26 protein-coding genes and 1 pseudogene are annotated in these 22,849 nt (G+C 74.0%); 16 read left to right on the top strand and 11 right to left on the bottom strand.

Annotated elements, in window-relative coordinates; translation table 11 throughout:
• The first annotated feature begins 216 nt into the window (after positions 1 to 216).
• Entirely contained in the window at positions 217 to 462 is a 246-nt protein-coding gene (locus PV364_RS25755; RefSeq protein WP_319662682.1) for a hypothetical protein, read from the top strand.
• Positions 463 to 521: 59 nt separating this feature from the next.
• On the opposite strand, the gene PV364_RS25750 is transcribed toward PV364_RS25755, so the two are convergent.
• The 3 genes from PV364_RS25750 to PV364_RS25740 form a co-directional block, all read right to left on the bottom strand.
• The gene (locus tag PV364_RS25750) at positions 522 to 947 is read right to left on the bottom strand and encodes a hypothetical protein (RefSeq protein ID WP_319662681.1); all 426 of its coding nucleotides are present in this window, start codon (positions 945 to 947) and stop codon (positions 522 to 524) included.
• Between the two features lie 174 nt (positions 948 to 1,121).
• The gene (locus tag PV364_RS25745) at positions 1,122 to 2,357 is read right to left on the bottom strand and encodes a glycoside hydrolase family 88 protein (protein ID WP_319662680.1); all 1,236 of its coding nucleotides are present in this window, start codon (positions 2,355 to 2,357) and stop codon (positions 1,122 to 1,124) included.
• 135 nt (positions 2,358 to 2,492) lie between these two features.
• Entirely contained in the window at positions 2,493 to 2,651 is a 159-nt protein-coding gene (locus PV364_RS25740; protein ID WP_319662679.1) for a hypothetical protein, read from the bottom strand.
• A 222-nt stretch (positions 2,652 to 2,873) separates the two neighbouring features.
• Here PV364_RS25740 and PV364_RS25735 point away from each other — a divergent pair, with 222 nt between their 5' ends.
• Positions 2,874 to 3,788 (top strand): NmrA family NAD(P)-binding protein, encoded by a 915-nt coding sequence (locus tag PV364_RS25735; RefSeq protein ID WP_319662678.1) that lies wholly within the window; start codon positions 2,874 to 2,876, stop codon positions 3,786 to 3,788.
• A 43-nt stretch (positions 3,789 to 3,831) separates the two neighbouring features.
• Here PV364_RS25735 and PV364_RS25730 read toward each other — a convergent pair whose 3' ends face one another.
• The 3 genes and pseudogenes from PV364_RS25730 to PV364_RS25725 form a co-directional block, all read right to left on the bottom strand.
• On the bottom strand, positions 3,832 to 4,188 hold the full coding sequence (locus PV364_RS25730) for a hypothetical protein (protein WP_319662677.1): 357 nt from the start codon (positions 4,186 to 4,188) through the stop codon (positions 3,832 to 3,834).
• Between the two features lie 177 nt (positions 4,189 to 4,365).
• Positions 4,366 to 4,532 (bottom strand): annotated as a pseudogene (locus PV364_RS41320) (histidinol-phosphatase); the annotation flags it as partial.
• 97 nt (positions 4,533 to 4,629) lie between these two features.
• Positions 4,630 to 5,286 carry a YoaK family protein gene (locus PV364_RS25725; RefSeq protein WP_319662676.1) on the bottom strand — a complete coding sequence of 219 codons (657 nt, stop codon included), beginning with the start codon at positions 5,284 to 5,286 and terminating at the stop codon, positions 4,630 to 4,632.
• Positions 5,287 to 5,394: 108 nt separating this feature from the next.
• Between PV364_RS25725 and PV364_RS25720 the strand changes: the two genes are divergently transcribed.
• From PV364_RS25720 to PV364_RS25690, 7 genes are all read left to right on the top strand, one after another.
• Positions 5,395 to 6,426 carry a Dyp-type peroxidase gene (locus PV364_RS25720; protein WP_319662675.1) on the top strand — a complete coding sequence of 344 codons (1,032 nt, stop codon included), beginning with the start codon at positions 5,395 to 5,397 and terminating at the stop codon, positions 6,424 to 6,426.
• Entirely contained in the window at positions 6,423 to 7,229 is an 807-nt protein-coding gene (locus PV364_RS25715) for a family 1 encapsulin nanocompartment shell protein (protein WP_319662674.1), read from the top strand. The genes PV364_RS25720 and PV364_RS25715 overlap by 4 nt, the downstream gene beginning before the upstream one ends.
• A 28-nt stretch (positions 7,230 to 7,257) precedes the next feature.
• Complete coding sequence (locus PV364_RS25710) at positions 7,258 to 7,461, top strand: hypothetical protein (RefSeq protein ID WP_319662673.1); 204 nt, start codon at positions 7,258 to 7,260, stop codon at positions 7,459 to 7,461.
• 61 nt (positions 7,462 to 7,522) lie between these two features.
• Positions 7,523 to 7,981 carry an SRPBCC family protein gene (locus tag PV364_RS25705; RefSeq protein WP_319662672.1) on the top strand — a complete coding sequence of 153 codons (459 nt, stop codon included), beginning with the start codon at positions 7,523 to 7,525 and terminating at the stop codon, positions 7,979 to 7,981.
• A gap of 100 nt (positions 7,982 to 8,081) precedes the next feature.
• Positions 8,082 to 8,981, top strand: coding sequence for a cupin domain-containing protein (locus tag PV364_RS25700; RefSeq protein ID WP_319662670.1), 900 nt, complete (start codon positions 8,082 to 8,084; stop codon positions 8,979 to 8,981).
• Entirely contained in the window at positions 8,978 to 10,318 is a 1,341-nt protein-coding gene (locus PV364_RS25695) for a beta-ketoacyl-[acyl-carrier-protein] synthase family protein (protein ID WP_319662669.1), read from the top strand. Before PV364_RS25700 ends, PV364_RS25695 begins: the two co-directional genes overlap by 4 nt.
• Positions 10,315 to 11,553, top strand: a complete 1,239-nt coding sequence (locus tag PV364_RS25690; protein WP_319662668.1) for a beta-ketoacyl synthase N-terminal-like domain-containing protein — start codon at positions 10,315 to 10,317, stop codon at positions 11,551 to 11,553. Before PV364_RS25695 ends, PV364_RS25690 begins: the two co-directional genes overlap by 4 nt.
• Before the next feature lie 204 nt (positions 11,554 to 11,757).
• Here PV364_RS25690 and PV364_RS25685 read toward each other — a convergent pair whose 3' ends face one another.
• Positions 11,758 to 12,066 (bottom strand): chaplin, encoded by a 309-nt coding sequence (locus tag PV364_RS25685; RefSeq protein WP_319662667.1) that lies wholly within the window; start codon positions 12,064 to 12,066, stop codon positions 11,758 to 11,760.
• Between the two features lie 266 nt (positions 12,067 to 12,332).
• Positions 12,333 to 12,701: a chaplin gene (locus tag PV364_RS25680; protein ID WP_319662666.1), complete on the bottom strand. Its 369-nt coding sequence runs from the start codon at positions 12,699 to 12,701 to the stop codon at positions 12,333 to 12,335.
• 316 nt (positions 12,702 to 13,017) lie between these two features.
• Here PV364_RS25680 and PV364_RS25675 point away from each other — a divergent pair, with 316 nt between their 5' ends.
• The 3 genes from PV364_RS25675 to PV364_RS25665 all read left to right on the top strand — a co-directional run bounded on the left by PV364_RS25675 (position 13,018) and on the right by PV364_RS25665 (position 15,519).
• Positions 13,018 to 13,794: an IclR family transcriptional regulator gene (locus tag PV364_RS25675; protein ID WP_319662665.1), complete on the top strand. Its 777-nt coding sequence runs from the start codon at positions 13,018 to 13,020 to the stop codon at positions 13,792 to 13,794.
• Entirely contained in the window at positions 13,791 to 14,654 is an 864-nt protein-coding gene (locus tag PV364_RS25670; protein WP_319662664.1) for an SMP-30/gluconolactonase/LRE family protein, read from the top strand. Before PV364_RS25675 ends, PV364_RS25670 begins: the two co-directional genes overlap by 4 nt.
• A gap of 229 nt (positions 14,655 to 14,883) precedes the next feature.
• Positions 14,884 to 15,519, top strand: a complete 636-nt coding sequence (locus tag PV364_RS25665) for a hypothetical protein (protein WP_319662663.1) — start codon at positions 14,884 to 14,886, stop codon at positions 15,517 to 15,519.
• A gap of 30 nt (positions 15,520 to 15,549) precedes the next feature.
• On the opposite strand, the gene PV364_RS25660 is transcribed toward PV364_RS25665, so the two are convergent.
• Positions 15,550 to 15,978 carry a MarR family winged helix-turn-helix transcriptional regulator gene (locus tag PV364_RS25660; protein ID WP_319662661.1) on the bottom strand — a complete coding sequence of 143 codons (429 nt, stop codon included), beginning with the start codon at positions 15,976 to 15,978 and terminating at the stop codon, positions 15,550 to 15,552.
• A gap of 85 nt (positions 15,979 to 16,063) precedes the next feature.
• Here PV364_RS25660 and PV364_RS25655 point away from each other — a divergent pair, with 85 nt between their 5' ends.
• Positions 16,064 to 17,071, top strand: a complete 1,008-nt coding sequence (locus PV364_RS25655) for an NADP-dependent oxidoreductase (RefSeq protein WP_319662660.1) — start codon at positions 16,064 to 16,066, stop codon at positions 17,069 to 17,071.
• Between the two features lie 185 nt (positions 17,072 to 17,256).
• Here PV364_RS25655 and PV364_RS25650 read toward each other — a convergent pair whose 3' ends face one another.
• Both PV364_RS25650 and PV364_RS25645 read right to left on the bottom strand, forming a co-directional pair.
• Positions 17,257 to 17,496 carry a hypothetical protein gene (locus PV364_RS25650; RefSeq protein WP_319662659.1) on the bottom strand — a complete coding sequence of 80 codons (240 nt, stop codon included), beginning with the start codon at positions 17,494 to 17,496 and terminating at the stop codon, positions 17,257 to 17,259.
• 64 nt (positions 17,497 to 17,560) lie between these two features.
• On the bottom strand, positions 17,561 to 18,187 hold the full coding sequence (locus PV364_RS25645; RefSeq protein ID WP_319662657.1) for a TetR/AcrR family transcriptional regulator: 627 nt from the start codon (positions 18,185 to 18,187) through the stop codon (positions 17,561 to 17,563).
• 204 nt (positions 18,188 to 18,391) lie between these two features.
• On the opposite strand from PV364_RS25645, the gene PV364_RS25640 reads away from it, so the two are divergent.
• The 3 genes from PV364_RS25640 to PV364_RS25630 all read left to right on the top strand — a co-directional run bounded on the left by PV364_RS25640 (position 18,392) and on the right by PV364_RS25630 (position 22,805).
• A complete protein-coding gene (locus PV364_RS25640; protein WP_319662656.1) occupies positions 18,392 to 20,896 on the top strand; it encodes a beta-glucosidase family protein in 2,505 nt (834 codons plus the stop codon).
• A gap of 256 nt (positions 20,897 to 21,152) precedes the next feature.
• Complete coding sequence (locus PV364_RS25635) at positions 21,153 to 21,971, top strand: EI24 domain-containing protein (RefSeq protein ID WP_319662655.1); 819 nt, start codon at positions 21,153 to 21,155, stop codon at positions 21,969 to 21,971.
• Positions 21,972 to 22,049: 78 nt separating this feature from the next.
• Entirely contained in the window at positions 22,050 to 22,805 is a 756-nt protein-coding gene (locus tag PV364_RS25630) for a class I SAM-dependent methyltransferase (RefSeq protein WP_319662654.1), read from the top strand.
• Positions 22,806 to 22,849 lie beyond the last annotated feature (44 nt).

The following is a 22,849-nucleotide window of genomic DNA, read 5'->3' as shown; positions in this document are numbered from 1 at the left end:
GCCCTGCGACGCGGGGTCGGACGACGCCGTGGCCGAAGCCGGCCCCCCTCACTGAGACGCGGCCTGACCTGCTCCATCCGCGCGTCCCGGCTCGGCACGGGGGAAGCCGGCCGGAGGCAGGGGAGTTCACCCGGGTGGGGCACCGGCGTGCCGACGGTGGACGCCGGCCGCACCCTCGTGGTCGACACCGCCGGCGGGCTGGCTAGGGTGCGCGGCATGAAATCCGTTCCCTGGACCCTTGCCGCCACCGTGATCAGTGTCATGGCACTGTCGAGTATCGCGGGCATCGTCGTCACCCTGAGCAGGGGAGTGTCGATCCAGACCGTCTGGGCGCTGCCCTTCTCCCTGGCCTGGCTGGTCGGACTCGGCTTCGCGTCCCGGACCGCGTGGCGCAAGGCTCTGGGCCGCAACAAGGAACTGCCCGCGGGTACTTCGCAGGGCTGGGAGGGCGGCGACCGCTGACCGGCGCGCGGTGGGCGGCCCCCCGGCGCACCCGGGGGAGCCGCCGGCCGTGCCTGGGCTCAGGAGGTGCAGAGGGTCTTGCGCAGCGCCTCGTTGATGGCCTCGGCCTGGTCCTCGGTGACCTGGTGGCCGCCGCTGCCGAAGCGGGACCGGGCCGAATCCACCGCGTTGCCCCCGCCGCTGATGGTCGCGCACTGCTCGCGGGCGTTCGCGATCGCCTGGTCCGCGTCCTTGGCGAACGCCGGGTCGATCGCCTTCAACGCGGCCAGCAGCGCGGTGCGTCGGGCGCCGGTGGGCTCGTCCGGCATCAGGTCGGCGATGTCGGGCACCGGGGAGCCGGCGGCCGTGGGGGAGGTCGTCGGGGTGGGGGCGGGTGCGGGACTGTCCGCGGGAGTGCCGCTGTCGCCGCCGCCGGACGTGCACGCGGTGAGCGCGAGCAGGAGGGCGGCGCCGGTGAGGACGGCGGCTGTGAGGTGAGTACGCATGCCCGGCATTGTGGCGGCGCCCGGGCGTGCCCGGGCCGAGTCGGCGCATTCGTACCGGCGGCGGTGCCGGACTCGGGCCCTCGGGGAGGGACACCGTGATCGGCACCGCCGCCCTGGAGTCGCCGTGCGACGGGACGTCCTCACGCTGCCGCTGACCAGGGTCCCCGCCGGGCGTCAGACCGAGGAGAGGTCGATCGCGCGGTCGACGTCGTCAGGGCGCAGGACGCGGAGGATGCCCTCCAGGAGGTAGTAGTCGCCGTAGGGGACCGAGACCTCGATGCCGTCCTCGGCGGGGCGGTTGCGGGTGGCGCGGGCGAGAACGGCCTGGGCGCGGGTGGACCGGGTGGTGAGGCAGGTGGTGGCGAGGGCGGTGAGGATGCGCAGGGCGGCCTCGCGGTAGGCGGGGCGGGCGGTGGCGGCGGAGAGGTCGAGCAGGCCGCAGGCCAGGACGGCGCCGGCGGAGGAGTCCTTGACGTCGTACGGCTGCTGGGGCGCGAGGAAGTCCCAGACGGGCACGTTGTCGGGGGTGAGGGCGCCGAGCGCGTAGTCCGCCAGCTTCGTCGCCGTGGTGAGGAACTCAGGGTCGCCGGTGCGCCGGTGCATCGTGGTGAAGCCGTAGACGCCCCAGGCCTGGCCGCGGGACCAGCAGGAGGCGGGGCTGTAGCCCTGGACCGTGTTGGGGCCGATGGGGGCGCCGGTGGCCGGGTCGAAGTCGTAGACGTGCGGGGTGGAGCCGTCCGCGCGGGGGAAGTGGCGCTGCGCGGTGCGCGCGTGGGCGGTGGCGGCGTCGAGGTAGCGGGGGTCCCGGGTCTGCTCGCTCGCGAAGGCCAGCAGGTCGAGGTTCATCATCGTGTCCATGATGACGCGGCCCGCGTTGGCCGTGTCGTTCAGCGCGCCCCAGGCCCGGATGAACCGCCCCGCGCTGTTGTACCGCTTGACGAGCGAGGACGCCGCCTGGACCGCCCCGTCCCGCCACTTGGCGTCGCCGGTGAGCCGCCAGGCGGTCACCCACGAGGGGTAGAAGAGGAAGCCCAGGTCGTGGGTGGTGGTGTCGGTGCGGCGCGGGGCGAGCCGGTCGGCCGCGGCGAGGGCGAGGGAGCGGAACCGGGTGTCGCCGCTGTGCAGCCACGCCATCCACAGTGTGCCCGGCCAGAAGCCGCCGACCCAGTCGCCGCTGTCGGCGTAGGTCCACTTCTCGAACTTCGTGATGACGGGGAACGACGTGACGCCGGGGGCCACCGCCCGCAGCTTGGTCACGGCGTAGTCCGCCGCCGTGCGCAGGGTCTGCAGGGTGTCGGCCGGATCGGTGGCCCGGACCGGGGGAGCGGCCTGCGCGGAGGGTGCGGGAACGGTCGTCGCGGCCGCGGCTCCGGCCGCGGTGGTCAGCAGGTGTCGCCGGGACATGCTCATGGGTGCCCGCCGTTTCGAGTGGGGGGACGGATCACGAAGAGGCGAGGCAAGGGTTGCACGGCGTTCACGGCGAAGTACATATACGTGGCGCGAGTTTGTGTATGTGAACGGATGGGGCGGTCGGCCACCGGCGGTTCACCGCGCTCCCGGCGCCCCGTCCGCGGCCTCGGCCGCGCCGTCCTCGCGGCCGGCGGCGTAGACGCGTTGCACGAACTCGGCGGCGGTCGCCTGGTCGAGGTCGTCGGTGAGGCGCATCAGTTCGGTGGTGAAACGGATGATCGGGTTCTGGGCCATGCGTACAGGAGACCGCGTCGAGGGGTCTTCTGCCAATCGGCAATTCGCACGAATGTGCGGTCACCTGTCTGTGGAACCCCGCCGACCGGACCCCGCCTGTGGGATCGTGCCTCGGGCCCCCGGCCCCCGGGCCGGGACACTCCCGTGCCCGTCGTTGCCGCCCGGCGCCGGGTGCGGCTGCGATCCTGTGGGTTCCGCACCCCCACGGAAGAGGAGAAGGCGATGCCCGGCAAGCCGAGGATTCTCGTGACCGGTGCCGCGGGGAACGTGGGAGGCGTCGGCCGCAGCGCGGTCGAGGTCCTGCGCGACCGCGGGTTCCCCGTGCGCGCGTTCGTCCGCCGCGAGGACGACCGGGCCGAGGCGCTGCGGGCGATCGGGGCCGAGGTGTTCGTCGGGGACCTGACCAGCACCGCGGACGTGGCCGAGGCGGTGCGCGACTGCACGCGGATGTACTTCGGCATGAGCGTGTCGGCGCAGTACCTGCAGGCGGCGCTGGTCGCCACGGCCGTCGCCCGGGACCACGGCCGGCTCGACGTGCTGGTCAACATGTCGCAGATGACGGTCTCCCAGATGGACCTCACCGGCGGCTCCGACTCCCGGCAGCACCGGCAGCAGTGGCTGGTGGAGCAGACCTTGAACTGGTCCGGGGTCCCCGTCACCCACGTCCGGCCGACCGTCTTCATGGAGAACCCGCTCCTCCTGGGGGCCGGGTTCGGGTCCATCACCCGGGACGGCACGATCCGGCTGCCCTTCGGCTCCGGCCGCACCTCGCCCGTCCTGGGGCGTGACGTCGGGGAGGCGGTCGCGGCGATCCTCGCGGATCCGGCGCCGCACATCGGGCGGGTCCACGAGCTGACGGGGGCGGCCTCCCGGGACATGAACGCGATCGCCGCGGAGTTCTCCGAGGTACTCGGGCGGCCCGTCCGGTACGTCGACGTCCCCTACGAGGAGTGGGTCGAGAAGGACCTGGGCGCGCTCGGGCTCCCGGAGCACGTCCAGCAGCACCTGTCCGTCATGGCGCGGCTGCACGCGGAGAACCGCTACGACCGGGTGACCGACGACCTGGCGCGGATCATCGGCCGTCCGGCCTCCGGTGTCGGTGAGCTCGTCGAGGCCCACCCCGAGGTCTTCGCCTGACGGGTGCCCCGTCCCGGCCGGGGCAGGGACGGGGCACCCGTACTCAGTGGTCGGCGCGGCAGGGCGTCGGGTCGGGCACCTCGAAGGTGGCCAGGCGCCCGTGGGCGGCCGGCACCAGCGGCAGCACGAGCAGAGCTGCGCGCCACTGCGGCCTGACGTGGTCCCTGGTGAGGACCTCGGCCACGGGCGCGAGGCGCTCGTCGGCCGGGGAGCCGAGGACCGTGAGCCCGGTGATGGAGGTGTGCGCGAGCACGTCGGCCACCGTGACCGAGCCGGTGAGGAGTTCCACCCCGGGGTGGACCACGGCGCGGCCGCCGGTACGGGCGGCGGCCTCCTCCGTGGCCTGCGCGGCAGCGGGGGCGAGCGGGGCCGGACCGTGGGCGCGGCCTGCCGGATGCACGCCTCACGGCCCCGGTCCCGCCGGGTCCTGTTCTTCCGCCGGGTCCGGCGCGGATGAGGTGGGTGCGGGCGACCGTGCCCACGGGAAGGCCGAGCCGGTCCACCAGACGGTGGATCAGGTGGTCGGCCTCCCGCAGGCCGGCGGTTCCGGCGTCGACACCGACGACCGTGCCGTGCGTCACGCGGGCGGCACCCGGACCGGGTTGGTGCAGAACCACGGGTCGCGCCACGGGTCGGCGTCGCCCACGACGTCGATGGCCGGACCGTGCGGGTCCACGCGGCACCGTTCAGGCCGAGGGCGCCGCGGTTGCCGTCCGTACCGCGCAGGCGTCCGGACGGCGGGCGGATCTGGGGACGCAGGGAGCATCTCCCGCCGCGCCGAGGGTCACATGGCCGCCCTCGTGACCGTCGTGGCGGCGGGGCGCACGACGGTGTCGACGCGTCACGCCTCGGCGGCCGCGGCCGTCACAGCGACCGCCAGTGCGCAGCCCGCCGCCGCCGCGATCGCGGCGGCCGGGCTCACGTGGAGCACGACGAGGGCGCCGATCGCGGCCCCGGCGATCAGCGCGACGACGCTCAGCGCCTGGCGGGCGGCCAGCGGCCGGGGATGCCTGGGGGCGCCGGCGTCGCTGACCAGGGCGACCAGGGTGCGGGTCATCACCGATGTCGTCAGACCGCTGATGCCCAGCCGTCCCGCCATGGCGTTCTGCATGCCCAGCGCGACCGCGCAGACCGCGACCAGGGCGTCGTGCCGCACGTCCACCGCCGACAGCGCCGCCGCCGTGCCGAGCAGCACGGTCTCGCAGCCCGCACCGGCCCGCACCAGCGCCGTCGGTGGGTGCAGCCGGGCCACCGTCGCCCGGCAGAGCAGGACGCCGGCGACGAATCCGCCGAGGGCCACCAAGGAGGTGACGACGGAGAAGCCGGAGACGCCCGCCATGCCGAGGCTGACGAAGACGAGGTTGCCGGTCATATTGGCCACGAACACATGGCCCAGGCTGATGATGCTCACCGCGTCGATCAGCCCGCTCAGCACGGTCAGGGCGAGCAGCAGCCCGGGAATCAGGCGCCCGGGCCCGGTGGCCGGTCCACCGCTCATGTCCGCCGCCCTTCGCCGTTGCCGCGCCCTTTCCCGGTCAGGATGCACCGTGCAAGCCGGGGGAGCAGACTGGTGCGTGGCCGATCAGGGGTACGAAGGAGCGTGGCGATGGCGGAACCGTCCCCGGAGGCGCTGTCGCAGCCGGTGCTCAGCCCGCTCACGACGTCCGCCGTATTCCTCGTGGTCACCGTCGACGACGGGGGCGAGGGCACCGTCCGCGATCTGCTGGAGGACCTCTCCGGCCTGCGGCGCTCGATCGGCTTCGGCGCGCCGGGCGGCAGGCTCAGCGTCGTGGCGGGCATCGGCTCGCAGGTCTGGGACCGGCTCTTCGACGGTCCGCGGCCGGCCCTGCTGCACCCCTTCGAGGAGCTGACCGGGCCTCGCCACCGTGCCCCCGCCACCCCCGGCGACCTGCTCTTCCACATCCGGGCGACCCGCCAGGACCTGTGCTTCGGGCTGGCCGTGCAGATCATGGAGCGCCTGCGCGGTGCGGTGACGGTCCGCGACGAGGTGCACGGCTTCACCTACCTCGACGTGCGGGACCTGCTCGGCTTCGTGGACGGCACGGAGAACCCGGTCGGCGCCGCGGCGACCGCGGCCGTCCTGATCGGCGACGAGGACCCCGGCTTCGCCGGCGGCAGCTATGTGATCGTGCAGAAGTACCTGCACGACATGGACGCCTGGAACGCCCTCACGGTCGAGCAGCAGGAGCTGGTCATCGGCCGGAGCAAGATGGGCAACATCGAGATGGACGACGACACCAAGCCCGCCGACTCCCACGTCGCCCGCACCACGGTCGTCGACGCGGACGGCACCGAACGGCAGATCCTCCGCGACAACATGCCCTTCGGTGCGGTCGGGAGCGGTGAGTTCGGCACGTACTTCATCGGCTACGCGCGGACCCCGCAGGTCACCGAGACCATGCTGCGCAGGATGTTCCTCGGCGACGACGAGGCGTCCCACGACCGCATCCTGGACTTCTCCACCGCCGTGACCGGCACCCTCTTCTTCGCCCCGCCCGCGGGGTTCCTCGACGACCTGCCCGACCCTCCCGCCCCGGCGGACACCGCGGTGCCCGCGACCGTACCGGCCCCGCAGTCGCTGGGGATCGGAGACCTCCGGAAGGCGGCCACCCCGTGAACAACCTGCACCGAGAACTCGCCCCGATCTCGGACGCGGCCTGGGCCGACCTGGAGGACGAGGCGCGGCGCACCTTCGAGCGCCATGTCGCCGGCCGCCGGATCGTGGACGTGCCCGAGGCGGCGGGCGCCGAGCTGGCCGCGGTGACGACCGGTCACCTGGACGACGTGGAACCGCCCGCGCCGGACGTCGTCGCGCACATCCGCCGCTCGCAGCCGGTCGTCGAGCTGCGCGTGCCGTTCACCGTCGACCGCCGCCAGGTGGACGACGTCGAGCGCGGCGCCAAGGACGCGGACTGGCAGCCGGTCAAGGACGCCGCGCGCCGCATGGCCTTCACCGAGGACCGGGCGATCTTCGAGGGCTACGCGGCGGCCGGCATCGACGGCATCCGCACGAGCGCGTCGAACCCGCCGCTCACCTTGCCGGAGGACGTGCGCGACTACCCCGAGGCTGTCAGCCAGGCCGTGTCCGCGCTCCGCCTCGCCGGTGTCGGCGGCCCCTACACGCTGGCGCTCAGCGCGGAGGCGTACACCGCCGTCAACGAGACCTCCCACTACGGCTATCCCATCCAGACCCACCTGGCCCGGGTCCTGGACGGGGAGATCGTCTGGGCCCCCGCGATCGACGGGGCCTTCCTGCTCTCGACGCGCGGCGGCGACTTCGAACTGCGCCTCGGCTCCGACGTCGCGATCGGCTACCTGTCGCACGACGACACGAGCGTCCGGCTGTACTTCCAGGAGACGCTGGCCTTCCTGGTGCACACCGCCGAGGCCGCGGTCGCCCTCGCCCCGGCCTCCGCGTAGCCCGGCCGGTTCCGGGTAACGGACCGATATGACCGGAAAGCACAGGAAGACCTCGCTCTGGCCGCACCGCCACCCCGAGCGCCACGAGGAGCACACCCGCCACGCGGCCACCCCGACCGCCGCCGCCTCCACCCGCGCGGGCGCCGCGGGGGACGCCGGTCCCGCCGGTCCGCCGCCCCTCGTCCCCGGCACCCATGTCGACGGCAGCCAGGCCCCTCATCACCGCGCCTGAAACGGCCCCCTTCTGCGAGGATCGCCGGTGCCGACGCACCGCGCGTCCAAGGGGGTTGAAGGTGCCGTCCACCGAACTGACGCACGTCTTCCGGATCGCCGCGCCGCCGCGGGAGGTCTACGACCACCTGAGGGAGCCGGAGCACTACATAGGCCTGTCGCCGCTCGTGGTCGCCGTCCGCGACGTGCGCCGCGACGGCGACGGCACGGTGCGCTACACCGCCGTGGAGCGCTTTCGCTTTCTCGGCCTGCGCCACGACAACGCGATCGACGTCACCATCAGCGCCGATCCGGCCGCCCTGCCGGACGCCGCCGGGATCAGCGGCGAGGTGCGCAGTCCCGGCCGGGTCCGTATGGACTACCGCTTCGCCATCGCGGGCGACGGGGCCGGCAGTGTCGTGACCGACGTGCTGCACCTGCGCACCCCTCCCGGCCTGCTGCGGTTCGCCGCCTCCCAGGCGGGGGCCGTGCAGCGGGCACGGGCCGCTGTACTGGCCGAACGCCTGGCGCGGGGCGCCTGACGGCCGTACGGGTGGACCGGGCCGGGAGCGCGTGACACGTTCCGTCACCGTGGGGACCGTTTGTGTGATCATTCGCCGTCCCTCTGGAGGAACCCCCACGATGAGCGCGCACACGGAGAACGAGATCGTCATCGACGCGCCGCTGCAGTACGTCTGGTTGCGGACGAACGACGTCGCCGCCTGGCCCTCGCTCTTCAGCGAGTACGCGGCGGCCGACGTCATCGCGCAGGAGGGCGACACCGTGCGCTTCCGGCTCACGATGCACCCGGACGAGAAGGGCCGTGTCTGGTCGTGGGTCTCCGAGCGCACCGCCGACCCGGCGACGCGCACCGTGCGGGCGCGGCGGGTGGAGACCGGCCCGTTCGAGTTCATGAACATCTTCTGGCAGTACGAGGAACTCGGCCCGGAGAGCACGCGGTTGCGCTGGGTGCAGGACTTCCGGATGAAGGCGGACGCGCCCGTCGACGACGAGGGCATGCGGCAGCGCATCAACGGCAACTCCAAGGTGCAGATGCAGCTCATCAAGGAGCGCCTGGAGGCCCGCCGCATCCGGCCGGTCGGCACCCTGGACGTGCCGGCCGACACGCGCCGCGGCGGGGACATCCGCACCCTGCTGGCGACCGGCTCGGTCGGGACGACGGACGGCTTCTGCGGCATGGTCACGGTCGGCCCCGGCGAGGCGGTGGCCGAGCACTACCACCCCTATTCGCAGGAGTACCTGGTCGTCGTGGAGGGCGAGTTGCGGGTCGACCTCGACGGCGTGCCGCGCAGCGTCGCCGCCAACGAGGCACTGCTCATCCCGCGCGAGGTGCGCCACCGCGTGGTGAACGCCTCCGGGACGGTCGGCCGCGCCGTGTTCTTCCTGAGCCCGCTGGCGCCCCGCCCCGACCTCGGCCACGTGAACACCGAGAGCCGCGAGGACGCGGCCGCCGTGGCCCAGGCCGCGGTCACCGAGTCCGGCGGTTCCTCGGGACCGGGCCGCGAACTGGTCGACCGGTGACCGCACGCCCGGCCGTGCGCCGCGTCGTGGTCACCGGCGTCGGCGCGGTCGCGCCCGGCGGCGCGGGGCGCGAGGCGTTCTGGCGGCGGATCGTCGGGGGGCAGCCGGCGGTCCGCCGGATCAGCCGCTTCGACGCCTCCGGCTACCGCTCACAGATCGCCGCCGAAGCCGACTTCGACCCGGTCGCGGCCGGGCTCAGCCCGCAGGAGGTGCGCCGCAACGCCCGCTTCGCGCAGTTCGCCCTGGTCGCCGCCGCGGAGGCGCTCGCCGACAGCGGGATCACGCCGGAGCACGAGGACACCGACCGGATCGGGGTCTGCCTCGGCACCGCCGCGGGCGCCACCGCCACCCTGGAGCAGGAGTACGCGGTCGCCAGCGACGGCGGCCGCGACTGGGAGGTGCACGCCGAGTACGGCGTCCCGTTCCTCCACCGGGCGATGCACCCCTCCTCCGCGGCCGCCGAACTGTCGCTGCGCCACGGGCTGCACGGCCCCTCCGTCGTGGTCTCCACCGGCTGCACCTCGGGTATCGACGCGATCGGCCACGCGTTCCAGACGCTGCGCGACGGCGAGGCCGACGTGGTGCTCGCGGGCGCCGGGGACGCGCCCATCTCGCCGGTCACGGTGGCCTGCTTCGACGCGGTCCGCGCCACGACCGACTTCGACGGCGACCCCGAGCGGGCGTCCACCGCCTTCGACGCGCGCCGCAGCGGTTTCGTCCTCGGCGAGGGCGGCGCGGTGCTCGTCCTGGAGGAGATGGAGCGCGCCGTCGCCCGCGGCGCCGCCGTCTACTGCGAGGTGCGCGGCTACGACAACCGGGCCAACGCCTACCACATGACCGGGCTGCGCCCCGACGGCTACGAGCTGAGCGAGGCCATCATCACCGCCATGTCCGAGGCCGGCATCTCCCCCGGGGAACTGGACTACATCAGCGCCCACGGCTCCGGTACCGCGCAGAACGACCGCCACGAGACCGCCGCCTACAAGCGGGCCCTGGGCGAGCACGCGCGGAAGGTGGCGATCAGCTCCATCAAGTCGGTCATCGGGCACTCCCTGGGCGCGATCGGCGCCCTGGAGACGGCCGCCTGTGCCCTGGCCATCAGTCGCGGCAAGATCCCGCCGACCGCGAACCTGGTCCACCCCGACCCGCTGTGCGACCTGGACTACACCCCTGTCTTCGCCCGCGACCAGCGGGTGCGGCACGCGCTGTCGGTCGGCAGCGGCTTCGGCGGCTTCCAGTCGGCGATGGTCTTCTCCGCCCTGGACGCGGACGAGGAACGGGCCGCCACGGACGCCCGCCGCCCGGACGAGGCGGACCACCGGGGGGCGGCGGCATGACCACGCGCGCGGTCCTCAGCGGCATCGGCGTGATCGCCCCCACCGGCATCGGCACCGGCCCGTACTGGCGGGCCACCCTGGCCGGACGCAACGGCCTGCGCCCGCTCGGCCGGCCCGACGCCCGGCGCTCCCCGGTCGCGGTGGCCGGCGAGATCACCGGCTTCGACGCGGCGGAGTGGATCGGCGACCGGCTGCGGGCGCAGACCGACCGGTGGACCTGGTTCGCGCTGGCCGCCGCCGAGATGGCGCTGACCGACGCCGCCCTCAAGCCGGCCGACCACCCACCGTTCCATCTGTCGGTGGTCACCGCCGGCGGCTCGGGAGGCAACGAGTACGGGCAGCGCGAGCTGCACCACCTGCTGGCCGGGCGGGCCGGCAGGACGAGCGCCCGTCAGCCGGCGGCGTCCTTCTACGCGGCCAGCACCGGGCAGATCTCCATCCGGCACGGGTTCACCGGCGGCTGCGGGGTCGTCGCCTCGGACGGGGCCGGCGGGCTCGACGCGCTGAAACAGGCGTGGCGGCTGCTGCGCCGCGGCAGCAAGGCGGTGCTCGTCGGCGGCACGGAGGCGCCGCTGTCCCCGTACGCGCTGGCCTGCCAGGCGACCCTGCCGACCGTGCACCGGGGCGCCGACCCCGAGCGCGCCTATCTGCCGTTCAGCCCGCGGGCCTCCGGCTTCGTGCCCGGCGAGGGCGGCGCGCTGATGGTGCTGGAGGAGAAGGCGTACGCCGCGGAACGCGGCCGGCTCGCCTATGCCGAACTGCTGGGGCACGCCGCCACCCACGACGCGTACCACCACACCCTGCCCGCTCCCGACGGCGTGCAGCTGGCGCGGGCGATCACCACCGCCCTGGAACAGGCCGGCCGCGAGCCGCGGGACGTGGACGTGGTCTTCGCCGACGGCGCGGGCGATGTGGACGGGGACGCCGCCGAGACGGCCGCCCTGCGACGGGTCTTCGGCGACCGGCTGGCCGAGCTGCCGGTGACCGTGCCCAAGGCGGCGGTCGGCCGGCTCGTCTCGGGCGCGGGCGCGCTCGACGCCGCCACCGCCGCGCTGTCCCTGCGCACCGGCCTGGTCCCGCCCACCCGCGGCGGGGACGAGCGGGCCTGCCGGGAGCGGTACGGGTTGCGCCTGATCACCCGCTGGCACCGGCCGGACGTACTGCGCACGGCGCTGGTGGTGGCGCGCGGCACGGGCGGCTTCAACAGCGCGGTCGTGCTGGGGGCGCTGGAGTGACACCCGCGGCGGACCCCCGGCACGACGACGGCCGCCCCGCGCGTGCGGGGCGGCCGTGGCCAGGGGTTCGCCGACGGTGCACGTACCCGCGACCGTGGACGTCGGAGGCCCGGGCGAGGGGCGCGAGGGCCGCGGCGCTGCCGGTGGCGGGACGAACAGGGTCGTACGGGAGAGTGCGCGGGCGCCCCGGCGAGGGCGCTGCCGTCAGGAGTTGAGGCAGACGTTCCCGACGGTCGGGTTGACCAGCGAGAGGAGGGCGTTGACGCCGTTGCCGCACACGTTGACCGGGATGTTGACCGGGACCTGGATCACGTTGCCGCTGACCACGCCGGGGGAGCCGATGGCCGCACCGTTGGCGTGCGCGCCGCCGCGGCCGAAGCCGCCGTAACCGCCACCGTAGCCACCGCCGTAACCGCCGCCGTAACCGCCGTCGGCGAGGGCGCCGCCCGCGCTGCCGAGGACCGCGGCGCCCGCCGCGACGGTCAGGACCGCTGCCTTCGAAAAACGCTTCACGAGCTGTTCCTTTCATCGATCACTGCATGCCGACTGGTCAACGAAGCCCCCGTGTCGTCGGATGCGGAGCGTCACCCGGATAGCGGTCCGGTCCGGTTCGGACAGGCGGAAGGATCAGCCCGCGAGCGAGGACTGAGTGGTCGTCAGGTCTCCTGATTCTCGCGGTGGTTCCCGGCGCGCACGCGGTGCGGCACGACGGCCGGACAGGACGACGAGGCCGCCGGAGTGATCCTCCGGCGGCCTCGGGTCGGGGTGGTGCGCCTGCGTCAGCTGTTGATGCAGACGTTGCCGGCCGTCGGGTTCAGCAGCGCGATGATGCCGATGCCGTTGCCGCAGACGTTGATCGGGATGTTGATCGGCACCTGGACGACGTTGCCGCTCAGGATGCCGGGCGAGCCGATGGCGGCCCCTCGCGCGTGGGCACCGCCGCCGCGGCCGAAGCCGCCGAAGCCGTTGCCGTAGCCACCGCCGTAGCCACCGCCGTGGCCGTAGCCACCGCCGTGGCCGAAGTTGCGGCCGCCGCCGAAACCGCCGCCGCGGTTGTCGTTGCCACCGGCGACAGCCGCCGTGCTGGCGCCGAAAACGGTGACCCCGGCGATGATGGTCGAGATGGCGACCTTGGTGAAGCGGTTCACTTTTATTCCCTTCGGATCGGTCCGACAGTGAACGTCGTGACCGAATCAACGCCTGCTGATGTCCCGAGATGCGAACGATCACCCATATAGTCCTGTCAGATAAGCACACTGGGTGATGGGCCGTCAGGTGCGACAGTCGTTCGGACGTGCCCCGGGTGCCGCGTCCGCGAGAAGCGCGGCCATTGCCCGGTGCGCCCCGGCGCGGATACGCTGCGTTCGCGATACCGATCGCTTTTCGGAATATCGAACGTTCGAGAGAGTGGTCGAGTGCGGCCGGGTACGGCTGTGCACGTCCGCCCGGAGAGAGCGAGCAGAGATGGGACGTCTCGTACCCGCAGTGACCAGAGCGCTGGACATCCTGGAGCTCTTCCTCGAGGGCGACGGCACGATGTCCGCGCCGGAGATCACCCGCAGGCTGGGGCTCCCGCGCACCACGGTGCACGAGCTGGTGACCACGCTGGCCGCGCGCAACTACCTCGTCCCGCAGCCGGGGCACGCCGGCCGCTACCGGCTCGGCGTGCGCACGTACCAACTGGGCAGCCGCTACGCCGAGCAGCTGGACCTGGCCGCCGAGGGGCAGCAGGTGGCCCGCTCCGTCGCCGAGACCTGCGACGAGACGGTGCACGTCGCGGTCCTGGAGGGCACCGACGTGATCTACATCGCCAAGGTCGACAGCACCCACGCGGTGCGGATGGTCTCCGCGGCGGGCCGGCGGCTGCCCGCGCACTGCACCTCGGTCGGCAAGATGCTGCTCGCCGCGCTGCCCGCCGCCGCGCTCGACGAGCGCTTCCCCGACGACCGGCCGCTGACGGCGATGACCTCGCACAGCATCACCTCGCCGCACGAACTCCGCCGCCAGCTCGACCTGGTGCGCGAGCGCGGCATCGCCGTCGAGCAGCGCGAGTCCAACCCGGACGTCTCCTGCGTGGCCGCCCCCGTGCGGGACTCCGCCGGGCAGGTGGTGGCCGCGCTCAGCATCTCCGTGCCGATGGTCCGCTGGAGCGACGAGCGCCTGACGGAGCTGGAGGCGCTGGCGGTCAAGGGCGCCGCCGAGCTGTCCGAACGCCTCGGCCACCGTGGCGGTCTGCGATGACCGGCGTCGAACTCGCGCTCCCCGCACGGGCGTCGCTCGGTGAGGGCCCCACCTGGGACCCGGCCGCCGCCCGGCTCGTCTGGGTGGACATCCTCGCCTCCCGCGTGCACTGGTACGACCCTCTGGGCGGTCGGACCTCGGTCATGACGACCGGGCAGCACGTCGGCGCCGCCAAACCGCGCGCGGGCGGCGGCATCGTGGTCAACCTCCGGGACGGCGTGGCGGTGTACGACGCCGACGGCGCCTTCCGCTGGCTGCACCGTGAGCCCGTCCCCGGCCGACGGGCCAACGATGCCGCGGTCGACGCCTCGGGAACCCTGTGGGCCGGCACCATGCGCTACGACGAGGCACCCGGCGGCGGAACGCTGTCCCGAGTCGCGCCGGACGGCACGGTCGAACCGGTTCTGGACGACGTTGCCGTCAGCAACGGGACCGACTGGAGCCCCGACGGCTCGCTCATGTACTACGTCGACAGCCCCACCCGCCGGATCGACGTCTTCGACGTGGACCCCGACACCGGACTGGTGCGCAAGCGGCGCCCGTTCGCGGTGGTCGAGGAGGGTGCGGGCTTCCCCGACGGGCTCACCGTGGACGCCGACGGCTGCGTCTGGGTGGCGCTGTGGGACGGGGCCGCGGTGCGCCGCTACACCCCGCGCGGCGCTCTCGACCGGGTGGTCGAGGTGCCCGTGCGACGGCCGACGGCCTGCGCCTTCGGCGGGCCGCACCTCACCGATCTCTACATCACCTCGGCCCGGACCGGCCTGGGGGAGCGGGAGTTGTCCGCCCGGCCGCTGGCCGGGGCGCTGCTGGTGCTGCCCGGGGCCGGGCAGGGCATGCCCGAAGTGCCGTATGCGGGCTGATTGGGGCGGGATTCGGGTCTGATCGGGTTCCTAAACCCGCATGTCCCGGCTTTCACAGAGGTTTCACTTGTTCGACGAACGGCTCATATGTACGTCGTACCGGTGCCTCACATACGCTGCCCGGACGATGGACTACTGCGCAGCCTGCCGACGGCACATCAACGGCGCCCTGTCTTGCCCGGGGTGCGGAACGCCCGCTCACCAGCTCGGGGAGAAGGGATCCGCCGGCGTGCCCGCGGCGCAGGCCGCGTCCGCCGACACCGAGGCCATGGAGACCGTCGCACCCGGCAGGGCCGAACGCCGCCGCGCGGCGGCCCGCGGCGGCCGCGACGGGGCCCCGCGCCGCTCCGGCAGCCGCAGCCGCACTCGCAGCATCCGCACCCGGCGCAAGTCCCGCCTGCTCGTGGGCACCCTCGTCGGGGCCGTGATCGTGCTGGTCGGCTGGAGCGTCGCCGAACTGCCGCTGGCGGGCTACGTCACCGGCGACCGGACGCAGTCCGCCGGTTCCGACGAGGTGCCCAGCCCGAGCGCCTCGCCGGGCGCGACGTCCTCGGCGCACGCCTCCACGTCGGCGAGCGTCCCCGGCGGGCCGGCGTCGGACGCCTCCGGTTCGGCCTCGGCCTCGGCCAGTGCCAGTGACTCGACGTCCCCGAGCCCCTCGGCCAGCGACAAGCAGTCGGCCACCGCGACCGCCTCCGGCGCGGTCAGCCAGGCCCCGGCCACCTCCGGCCCGCCGGCCTCGCCCGGCGGTGGTCCGGGTGCCTCCAGCCCGGCCTCGAACCCGACCACCAGCGCCCCGCCGCCCCCGCCGCCGACGCCGACACCGACGCCCACCTGCACCCGCATCCTGTGGTGGTGCAGCTGACGGGTCGCCGCCCGTCACACCGGCCGCCCGTCACACCGGCTGACCGGCCATCCGTCTGAGCAGGTCGCGCAGCGTCGCCCGCTCGTCCGCCGAGAGCGCGGCCAGCGGTTCGCGTGCGAAGTCCAGTGAGCCGCGCAGCCGTCCCGCGGTGTCCTCACCCGCGGCGGTGGCGGCCGCGAGCCTGACCCGCCGGTCGGCCGGGTCCGCGCGTCGCTCCACCAGGCCCTGCGCCTCCAGGCGGTCCACGATGCCCGTCACGTTCGACGGCTCGCACTTCAGCCGCGCCGCTATGCCGCGCATCGGCAGCGGCTCGCGGGCGAGCAGCGTCAGCACGCGCGCCTGGGCGCCGGTGAGCCGGTGGGCGGCGGCCGCCTCTTCGTACTCCTCGTGATAGCGCGCCACGACGGTGGCGATGAGGTCGACGACCTCCACGGTCAGCGGATCGGTACGGCGTGGCATGGCCCCAGGCTACCTGTTGCTTGACATCATCAAACATCCAGGTACATGGTTGGTTGAGAATCTAAAGCTTTTGGAGGCGTTTCCCATGCCGCAGAGCCGTGAATGGCACCTGGTCTCCCGCCCGCACGGGTGGCCGAAGCCGGAGGACTTCGCGCTGCGCGAGACCGAGGTCGGCGAGCCCGGCCCCGGGCAGGTGCTGGTCCGCAACCTGTATGTGTCCGTGGACCCGTACATGCGCGGCAGGATGAACGACGCCAAGTCGTACGCGGAGCCGTACCGGCTGGACAAGCCCATGCAGGGCGGCGCGGTCGGCCGGGTCGTCGCCTCCGACGCCGAGGGCTTCGCGGTCGGCGACCACGTGCTGCACTTCCTCGGCTGGCGCGAGTACGCCCTGGTCGACACCAAGTCCGCGGTCAAGGTCGATCCCGAGCTCGCGCCGCTGAGCGCCTACCTCGGCGTGCTCGGCATGACGGGCCTGACCGCCTACGCGGGCCTGCTGCGGGTCGCGGAGCTCAAGGAGGGCGACGTCGTCTTCGTCTCCGGCGCGGCCGGCGCCGTCGGCAGCCAGGTGGGCCAGATCGCCAAGCTCAAGGGCGCCTCGCGGGTCATCGGCAGCGCCGGTTCTGACGAGAAGGTCAAGCTGCTCACCGAGGAGTACGGCTTCGACGCCGCCTTCAACTACAAGAACGGCCCGGTGGCGGAGCAGTTGGCCGCGGCCGCCCCCGACGGCATCGACGTCTACTTCGACAACGTCGGCGGTGAGCACCTGGAGGCCGCCATCGGCGCCCTCAACCTGCGCGGCCGGGTGGCCGTCTGCGGAATGATCGCGATCTACAACGCCACCGAGCCCGCCCCCGGCCCGCGCAACCTGGCCCGCCTGATCCAGAACCGGCTGCGCATCGAGGGCTTCCTCGTCGGCGACCACTACGACCTCCAGCCGCAGTTCGTCCAGGAGGTCGGTGCCTGGATCCGCGAGGGCAGACTGCGCTACCGCGAGACCGTCGTGGACGGCATCGAGAACAACCTGGAGGCCTTCCTCGGCGTCCTGCGCGGCGACAACACCGGCAAGATGCTGGTCCGCCTGCCCGAGTAGGCCGGTTCCGGCCGGTGTTCAGGGGCGTGCTCCCGCGGCGGGCGCGCCCCTGGCGCGTGCCGGGCAGGCCCGTGTCGTGCGGATCCCGGGCGCACCGGCCGAAGCTGCCCGCGAGAGGGAATCCGGCCCGGCCGGTGGTCGTGGTCGTCATCCGTGTCCGACCGAGCCGCTTCGCCCGCGAGGGACTACCGCCCCGTCGCCGGGGGCCGGTAGTTCGGATTCGCCCGGTAACCGCCGGCGAGCTTCCCGTGTGCATCCACCTGCCACGCCCCGATGACGGCCTCGGGGGGAACGCTCCCCTCCGGATCGTCGACCATGTCCGCGTCGATCTCGTACACCCAGCCCCCCGGATCGGCCGCGGCCTCCTCGACCAAGCCGGGCGGAGGTACCCGCCGCCCGGTGCGGTTCCTGCGGAACAGTCCCATGCCCTGCGCCTCCCCCGGCCCGAGGAGCGATGGCACGCACCGCCGAACGACGGGGACAGAGCACTCAGGCGCCGCCGGGCGTCCCGTCCGGCGCGCGGGGGGCGGTCAGGAGGGCGACGAAGTCGCGGAAGGCGGCGGGCATGTCCACCGCTTCCGGGTCGTGGAGCCACTGCGTCTGCAGGCCGTCCATCACGGCGACGAGCAGGGGCGCGGCCTGCTCGGGGGTGAGGCCGCCGGGCAGGACGTCGCCGTACTCGCTGCGCAGCGACTGTGCCCCCCACTCGCGCACCCGCGCGTAGCGTTCCTTGAAGTACCCGCTCGCGGGATGGTCCTCGGTGACGCTGTCCCCGGCGAGGACGGTGAAGACCTGGACGACGCCCGGCCGGGTCGCGTTGTACTCGACCAGGCCCGCGATCATCTCCAGCGGCCAGGCGGTCCCGTGCAGCGCCGCGGAGGCCATGTCCCACTGGTCGCGGGCGTCCAGCACCGCGATCAGCAGCGCCTCCTTGGTCGGGAAGTAGTGCAGCAGGCCCTGCTGCGTCAGACCGACCCGCTCGGCCACGGCCGCCAACGCGGCACCCCGGTAGCCGCGTTCCGCGATCACCTCGAGAGCGGCCTGGACGATCCCGGCCCTGCGGTCCGCGCCCCGGGTCGCGCGCCCGAGGCCCCGCCCGTGGTCGTCGGCTGTCACGACGGCGAGCCTAGCCGGGTCGGGGCGGGCCCGAGTAACGGGCGGGTGACGACACCTACCGATCATCAGGGAGGAAGGCCAGGATGGCGGGGCACGTGGCAGGAGGCGGGGCCGTCCCGTACCGGCCGGCGCGGTGCCGTGGCCGGAGCGGGCCGCCCCGTGGGCAAGGCGACGACAACCGTCTCCGACAGGGGAGTTGACCCGATGACCGACACCGAGCGCGCGGCCGCCGTGGAGCAGGCCCTCGGCAAGCTCGACCTCGACACCAAGGCACGACTGCTGGCCGGGCAGGACATGTGGTCGCTGCCCCCGGTCCCCGAGATCGGACTGGGCTCGCTGGTCATGTCGGACGGGCCGATCGGCGTACGGGGCGTGCGCTCCACCGCCGACGACCCGTCCGTCGCGCTGCCCAGCCCCACCGCCCTCGCCGCCGCGTGGGACCCCGGTCTCGCCCGCCGCGCCGGGCGGCTGCTCGCCCAGGAGGCCCGCCGCAAGGGCGTGCACGTGCTGCTCGCGCCCACGGTCAACCTGCACCGGTCGCCGCTGGGCGGACGGCACTTCGAGGCGTACTCCGAGGACCCGTACCTGACCGGCGAGATCGGGACCGGCTATGTCGCCGGGGTCCAGGACGGCGGTGTCGGCACCACCGTCAAGCACTTCGTGGCCAACGACGCCGAGACCGACCGCTTCACCGTCGACAACGTCGTCGGCGAACGCGCCCTGCGCGAGCTCTACCTCGCCCCCTTCGAGGCCATCGTCAAGAACGCCCGCCCCTGGGGCGTCATGGCCGCCTACAACGGGGTCAACGGCTCCACCATGACCGAGCACCGGCGGCTCCAGAACGAGGTGCTGCGCGACGAGTGGGGCTTCGACGGCTTCGTCGTCTCCGACTGGACGGCCGCCCGCGACACCGTCGCCGCCGTCACCGGGGGCCTCGACGTGGCCATGCCCGGCCCGCGCACGGTGTACGGCGAGGCACTCGCCCAGGCGGTACGGGAGGGGCGGGTCGAGGAGTCCGTCGTCGACGACGCGGTGCGCCGTGTGCTGCTGCTCGCCGGCCGTGCAGGACTGCTGGAGGGCGTGCCCGCCGCGGTGCCCGCGGGAGCGCTGCCCGCCGCCGTCGACGGCGAGGCGCTGGCCCGGGAGATCGCGCGGCGCTCGTTCGTCCTGCTGCGCAACGAGCCGCGCGACGGGCGGCCCGTGCTGCCGCTCGACCCCGCGGCCCTCCGCGGCGTCGCCCTCGTCGGTGCCGCCGCGCGCGACGCCCGTGTCCTCGGCGGCGGTTCCGCCCACGTCTTCCCCGCCCATGTCGTCTCCCCGCTGGACGGGCTGCGCGCGGCGCTGCCCGCGGGCACGGGGCTGACGTACTCCGTCGGCGCCGACCCCAGTGCCGAACTCGCCGTCGCCGAGCAGGGGTTCACGCTGCGCGCGCTGTTCCGGGACGCCGGGGGGCGGCCGCTGGGGGAGACCGCGCTGCCGAGCGGCCAGGCGCAGTGGCTGGGCACCGACCTGCCCGAGGGCGTCTCCTTCGCCGCGCTCCACACCGTCGAGGTCACCGGCACCTTCACCCCGCGCGAGAGCGGCGCCCACCACTTCGGCACCCGCGGGCTCGGCGGCTTCCGGCTGGTCGTCGCGGACACGGTCGTCTTCGAGGGCGTGCAGGAGATGGGGCAGGAGAGCGACCCGTTCGAGGCGTTCTTCGGCGCTCCTCTGGACCGGGGAACGGCCGAACTGGAGGCGGGGGTGCCGGTCGCGGTCTCCCTCACCTGCGACGTCTTCAAGATCGAGGACATGCCCATCGAGACGGTCGCGTTCTCCCTCGTCCACCGCGGACCGCGGCGCGACCCGGACGAGCTGATCGCGGAGGCCGTCGCGGCCGCCCGCGACGCCGAGGCCGCGATCGTGGTGGTCGCCACCACCGAGCGGGTCGAGAGCGAGGGTTTCGACCGCGCGGACCTGCGGCTGCCGGGGCGCCAGGACGACCTCGTGCACGCGGTCGCCGCGGCCAACCCGCGCACCGTCGTCGTGGTCAACTCCGGTGCCCCCGTGGAACTGCCGTGGCGTGAGGAGGTCGCGGCGGTGCTGCTGGGCTGGTTCCCCGGGCAGGAGGCCGGCGCCGCGCTGGCCGACGTCCTGTTCGGCGCGGAGGAGCCCGGCGGGCGGCTGCCCACCACCTGGCCGGTGAAGCTCGCCGACGCCCCGGTCACCCGGGTCGAGCCGCGCGAGGGCGTTCTGACCTACGAGGAGGGCGTCCACATCGGCTACCGCGCCTGGGACCGGTCGGACGTCGCCCCGGCGTACGCCTTCGGGCACGGGCTCGGCTACACCGACTGGGAGTACGACGGCGCCGGCTACGAGGCCGCCGCCGGCCACGACGACGCCGACACGCTGGGCGTCGTGACGGTGCGGCTGCGCAACGCCGGGGCCCGCGCGGGCCGTGAGGTCGTCCAGGTCTACCTGGCGGTCCCCGAGGACGACGGCGCCGACCGGCCGCGCCGCGTCCTGGCCGGATTCCTCTCCGTGGAACTGCCCGCGGGCGGCACCACGGAGGTCCGCGTACCGCTGTCCCGGCGTGCTGCCCGCACCTGGGACGAGACGGCCGGCGCCTGGCGCACCCCGCCCGGCACGTACACGGCCGAGATCGGCCGCAGTCTCGTCGACCGCAGGCTCACGGTGCCGGTGCCGGTGCCGGTGTCCGCGACGGGCTGAGGCTTGCGTGGGGCGCCCCCGGGGAGGCGGCCGGCGCCTCACCGGGATGTGCGGGATGCGCCGGGCGGTCCCGTGGCGGCCGGGCCCGCACCTGTCGCGCCGTCGAGAGGCGCGCGGAGCTTCCGACGCCGACACCGATGTGGCCTCTTCGACGCCGAGCCGTCGGGTCCGGCGGACCGCGAGATCGTGGCCTGATCCCGATCCGCGGCGGCCGGACGGTCCCCCCGTCCCCGGGAGGTCGCATACCCTGTCGCGCATGGGAGATCTTGCGACCGGGATACGTCACTTCGTGGACGGCCAGCGCTGGGTCGTCCGGCACGGCCGCTGGTTCGGTTTCGGGCTGCTGCCCGCGCTGATCACCCTCGTCGGCTACGTCGCCGCGCTGGTCGTGCTGGCGTTCTGGGCCGACGACGCGACCGCCTGGGCGACCCCCTTCGCCGACGACTGGGGCTCGCCGTGGCAGGGGCTCTTCCGCGGCCTGCTCACGGCCGTCGTCTTCGGCGGCGGCCTGGTACTGGCGGTGATCTCCTTCACCGCCGTGACGCTGCTGGTCGGGCAGCCCTTCTACGAGTCGCTGGCGGAGCGGGTCGACGACACCGAGGGCGGCGCCCCGGACAGCCCGGACGTCCCGCTCTGGCGCGAGCTGCTGCGGTCCGCCTGGGACAGCCTGCGGGTGCTGGTGCGCGTCACGGTCTGGACCGTCGCGCTGTTCGCCGCGGGCTTCGTCCCCGTCGTCGGGCAGACCGTGGTGCCCGTGATCGGCTTCTGCGTCTCCGGTTTCTTCCTGGCCCTGGAACTCAGCGGTGTCGCCTTCCAGCGCCGCGAGGTGGCGCTGCGCGAGCGGCTGCGCATGCTCCGCGGCCGGATGATGCTCAGCCTCGGTTTCGGTGTGCCGCTGGTGCTGTGCTTCCTGGTGCCGGTCGTCGCGGTCTTCCTGATGCCGGGCGCGGTGGCCGGTGCCACCCTGCTGGTCCGGGACCTGCTGCCGCCGCAGGCCGGCGATCCGGACGCGGAGGCCGGGTCCCGGGCGGCGCGCGGGAGCGCGCCGCGTCCCCTGGACCTTCGCAAGCCCTGACCTTGCGGAGGGAACCGTTCCCGGTCCTGTGCGTGACCTGAACTGTGTCAGGTGACGGCAGGGCGCGAGGGGGACGCGATGGCACAGCGGGCCGATCAGTACGACGACAACCAGCGGAGCTACCGCACCTATTGGGACGGCCGCGGCTACGAGCACGACGCCGAGGTCGCCGCGCTGCGCCGGCTGCTGGCCGGCCGCCACTTCGGCCATGCCGCGGACGTCGGCGGCGGATACGGGCGTCTCGTGCCGGTGCTGCGGGAGTTCGCCGACCGGGTCACGCTGCTGGACTCCAGCCGCCGTCAACTGGACGACGCGGAGGAGTACCTGGCGGGCCTCACGGGCGTCAGCATGCGGCTGACGACCGTGTCCGGGCTCGGCCTGCACTCCGGCAGCGTCGACCTGGTGACGATGATCCGGGTCATGCACCACCTGCCCGACCCGGCGCCCGCCCTGGCCGAGATCGCGCGGGTCCTGCGGCCCGGGGGCACGGCGATCGTCGAGAGCGCCAACCTCGCCCACGCCGCCAACCGGCTGCGGTACGCGGCCCGTCGCCGGCGGGTTCCGCTGCAGCCGGTCGACATCCGTTCCGCCGCCAACCGCGAGCGCGAGAGCATCCCCTTCGTCAACCACCACCCGCGCACGGTGGCGACGCAGTTGGAGGCCGCGGGGCTGCGGGTGCAGCAGCGGCTGTCGGTCTCGAACCTGCGGAGCACGCGGTTGAAGCGGGTGGTGCCGCGGAGCACGCTGGTACGTGCCGAGGAGGCGTTGCAGCGGCCGTTGGCGCGGGTGACGTTCGGGCCGAGCATCTTCTTCCTGGTGCGGAAGGCGGCGTAGGCGCTCGCGCCGCGCGCGTGGTCTCCGCGGCGCGCCGCGCCGGG

Origin of the sequence: Streptomyces sp. MI02-7b, assembly GCF_033793585.1 — a bacterium.
GTDB lineage: Bacteria > Actinomycetota > Actinomycetes > Streptomycetales > Streptomycetaceae > Actinacidiphila.
The sequence above is the reverse complement of the archived record's forward strand: the minus strand, read 5'-3'. Positions and strand labels throughout refer to the sequence as shown.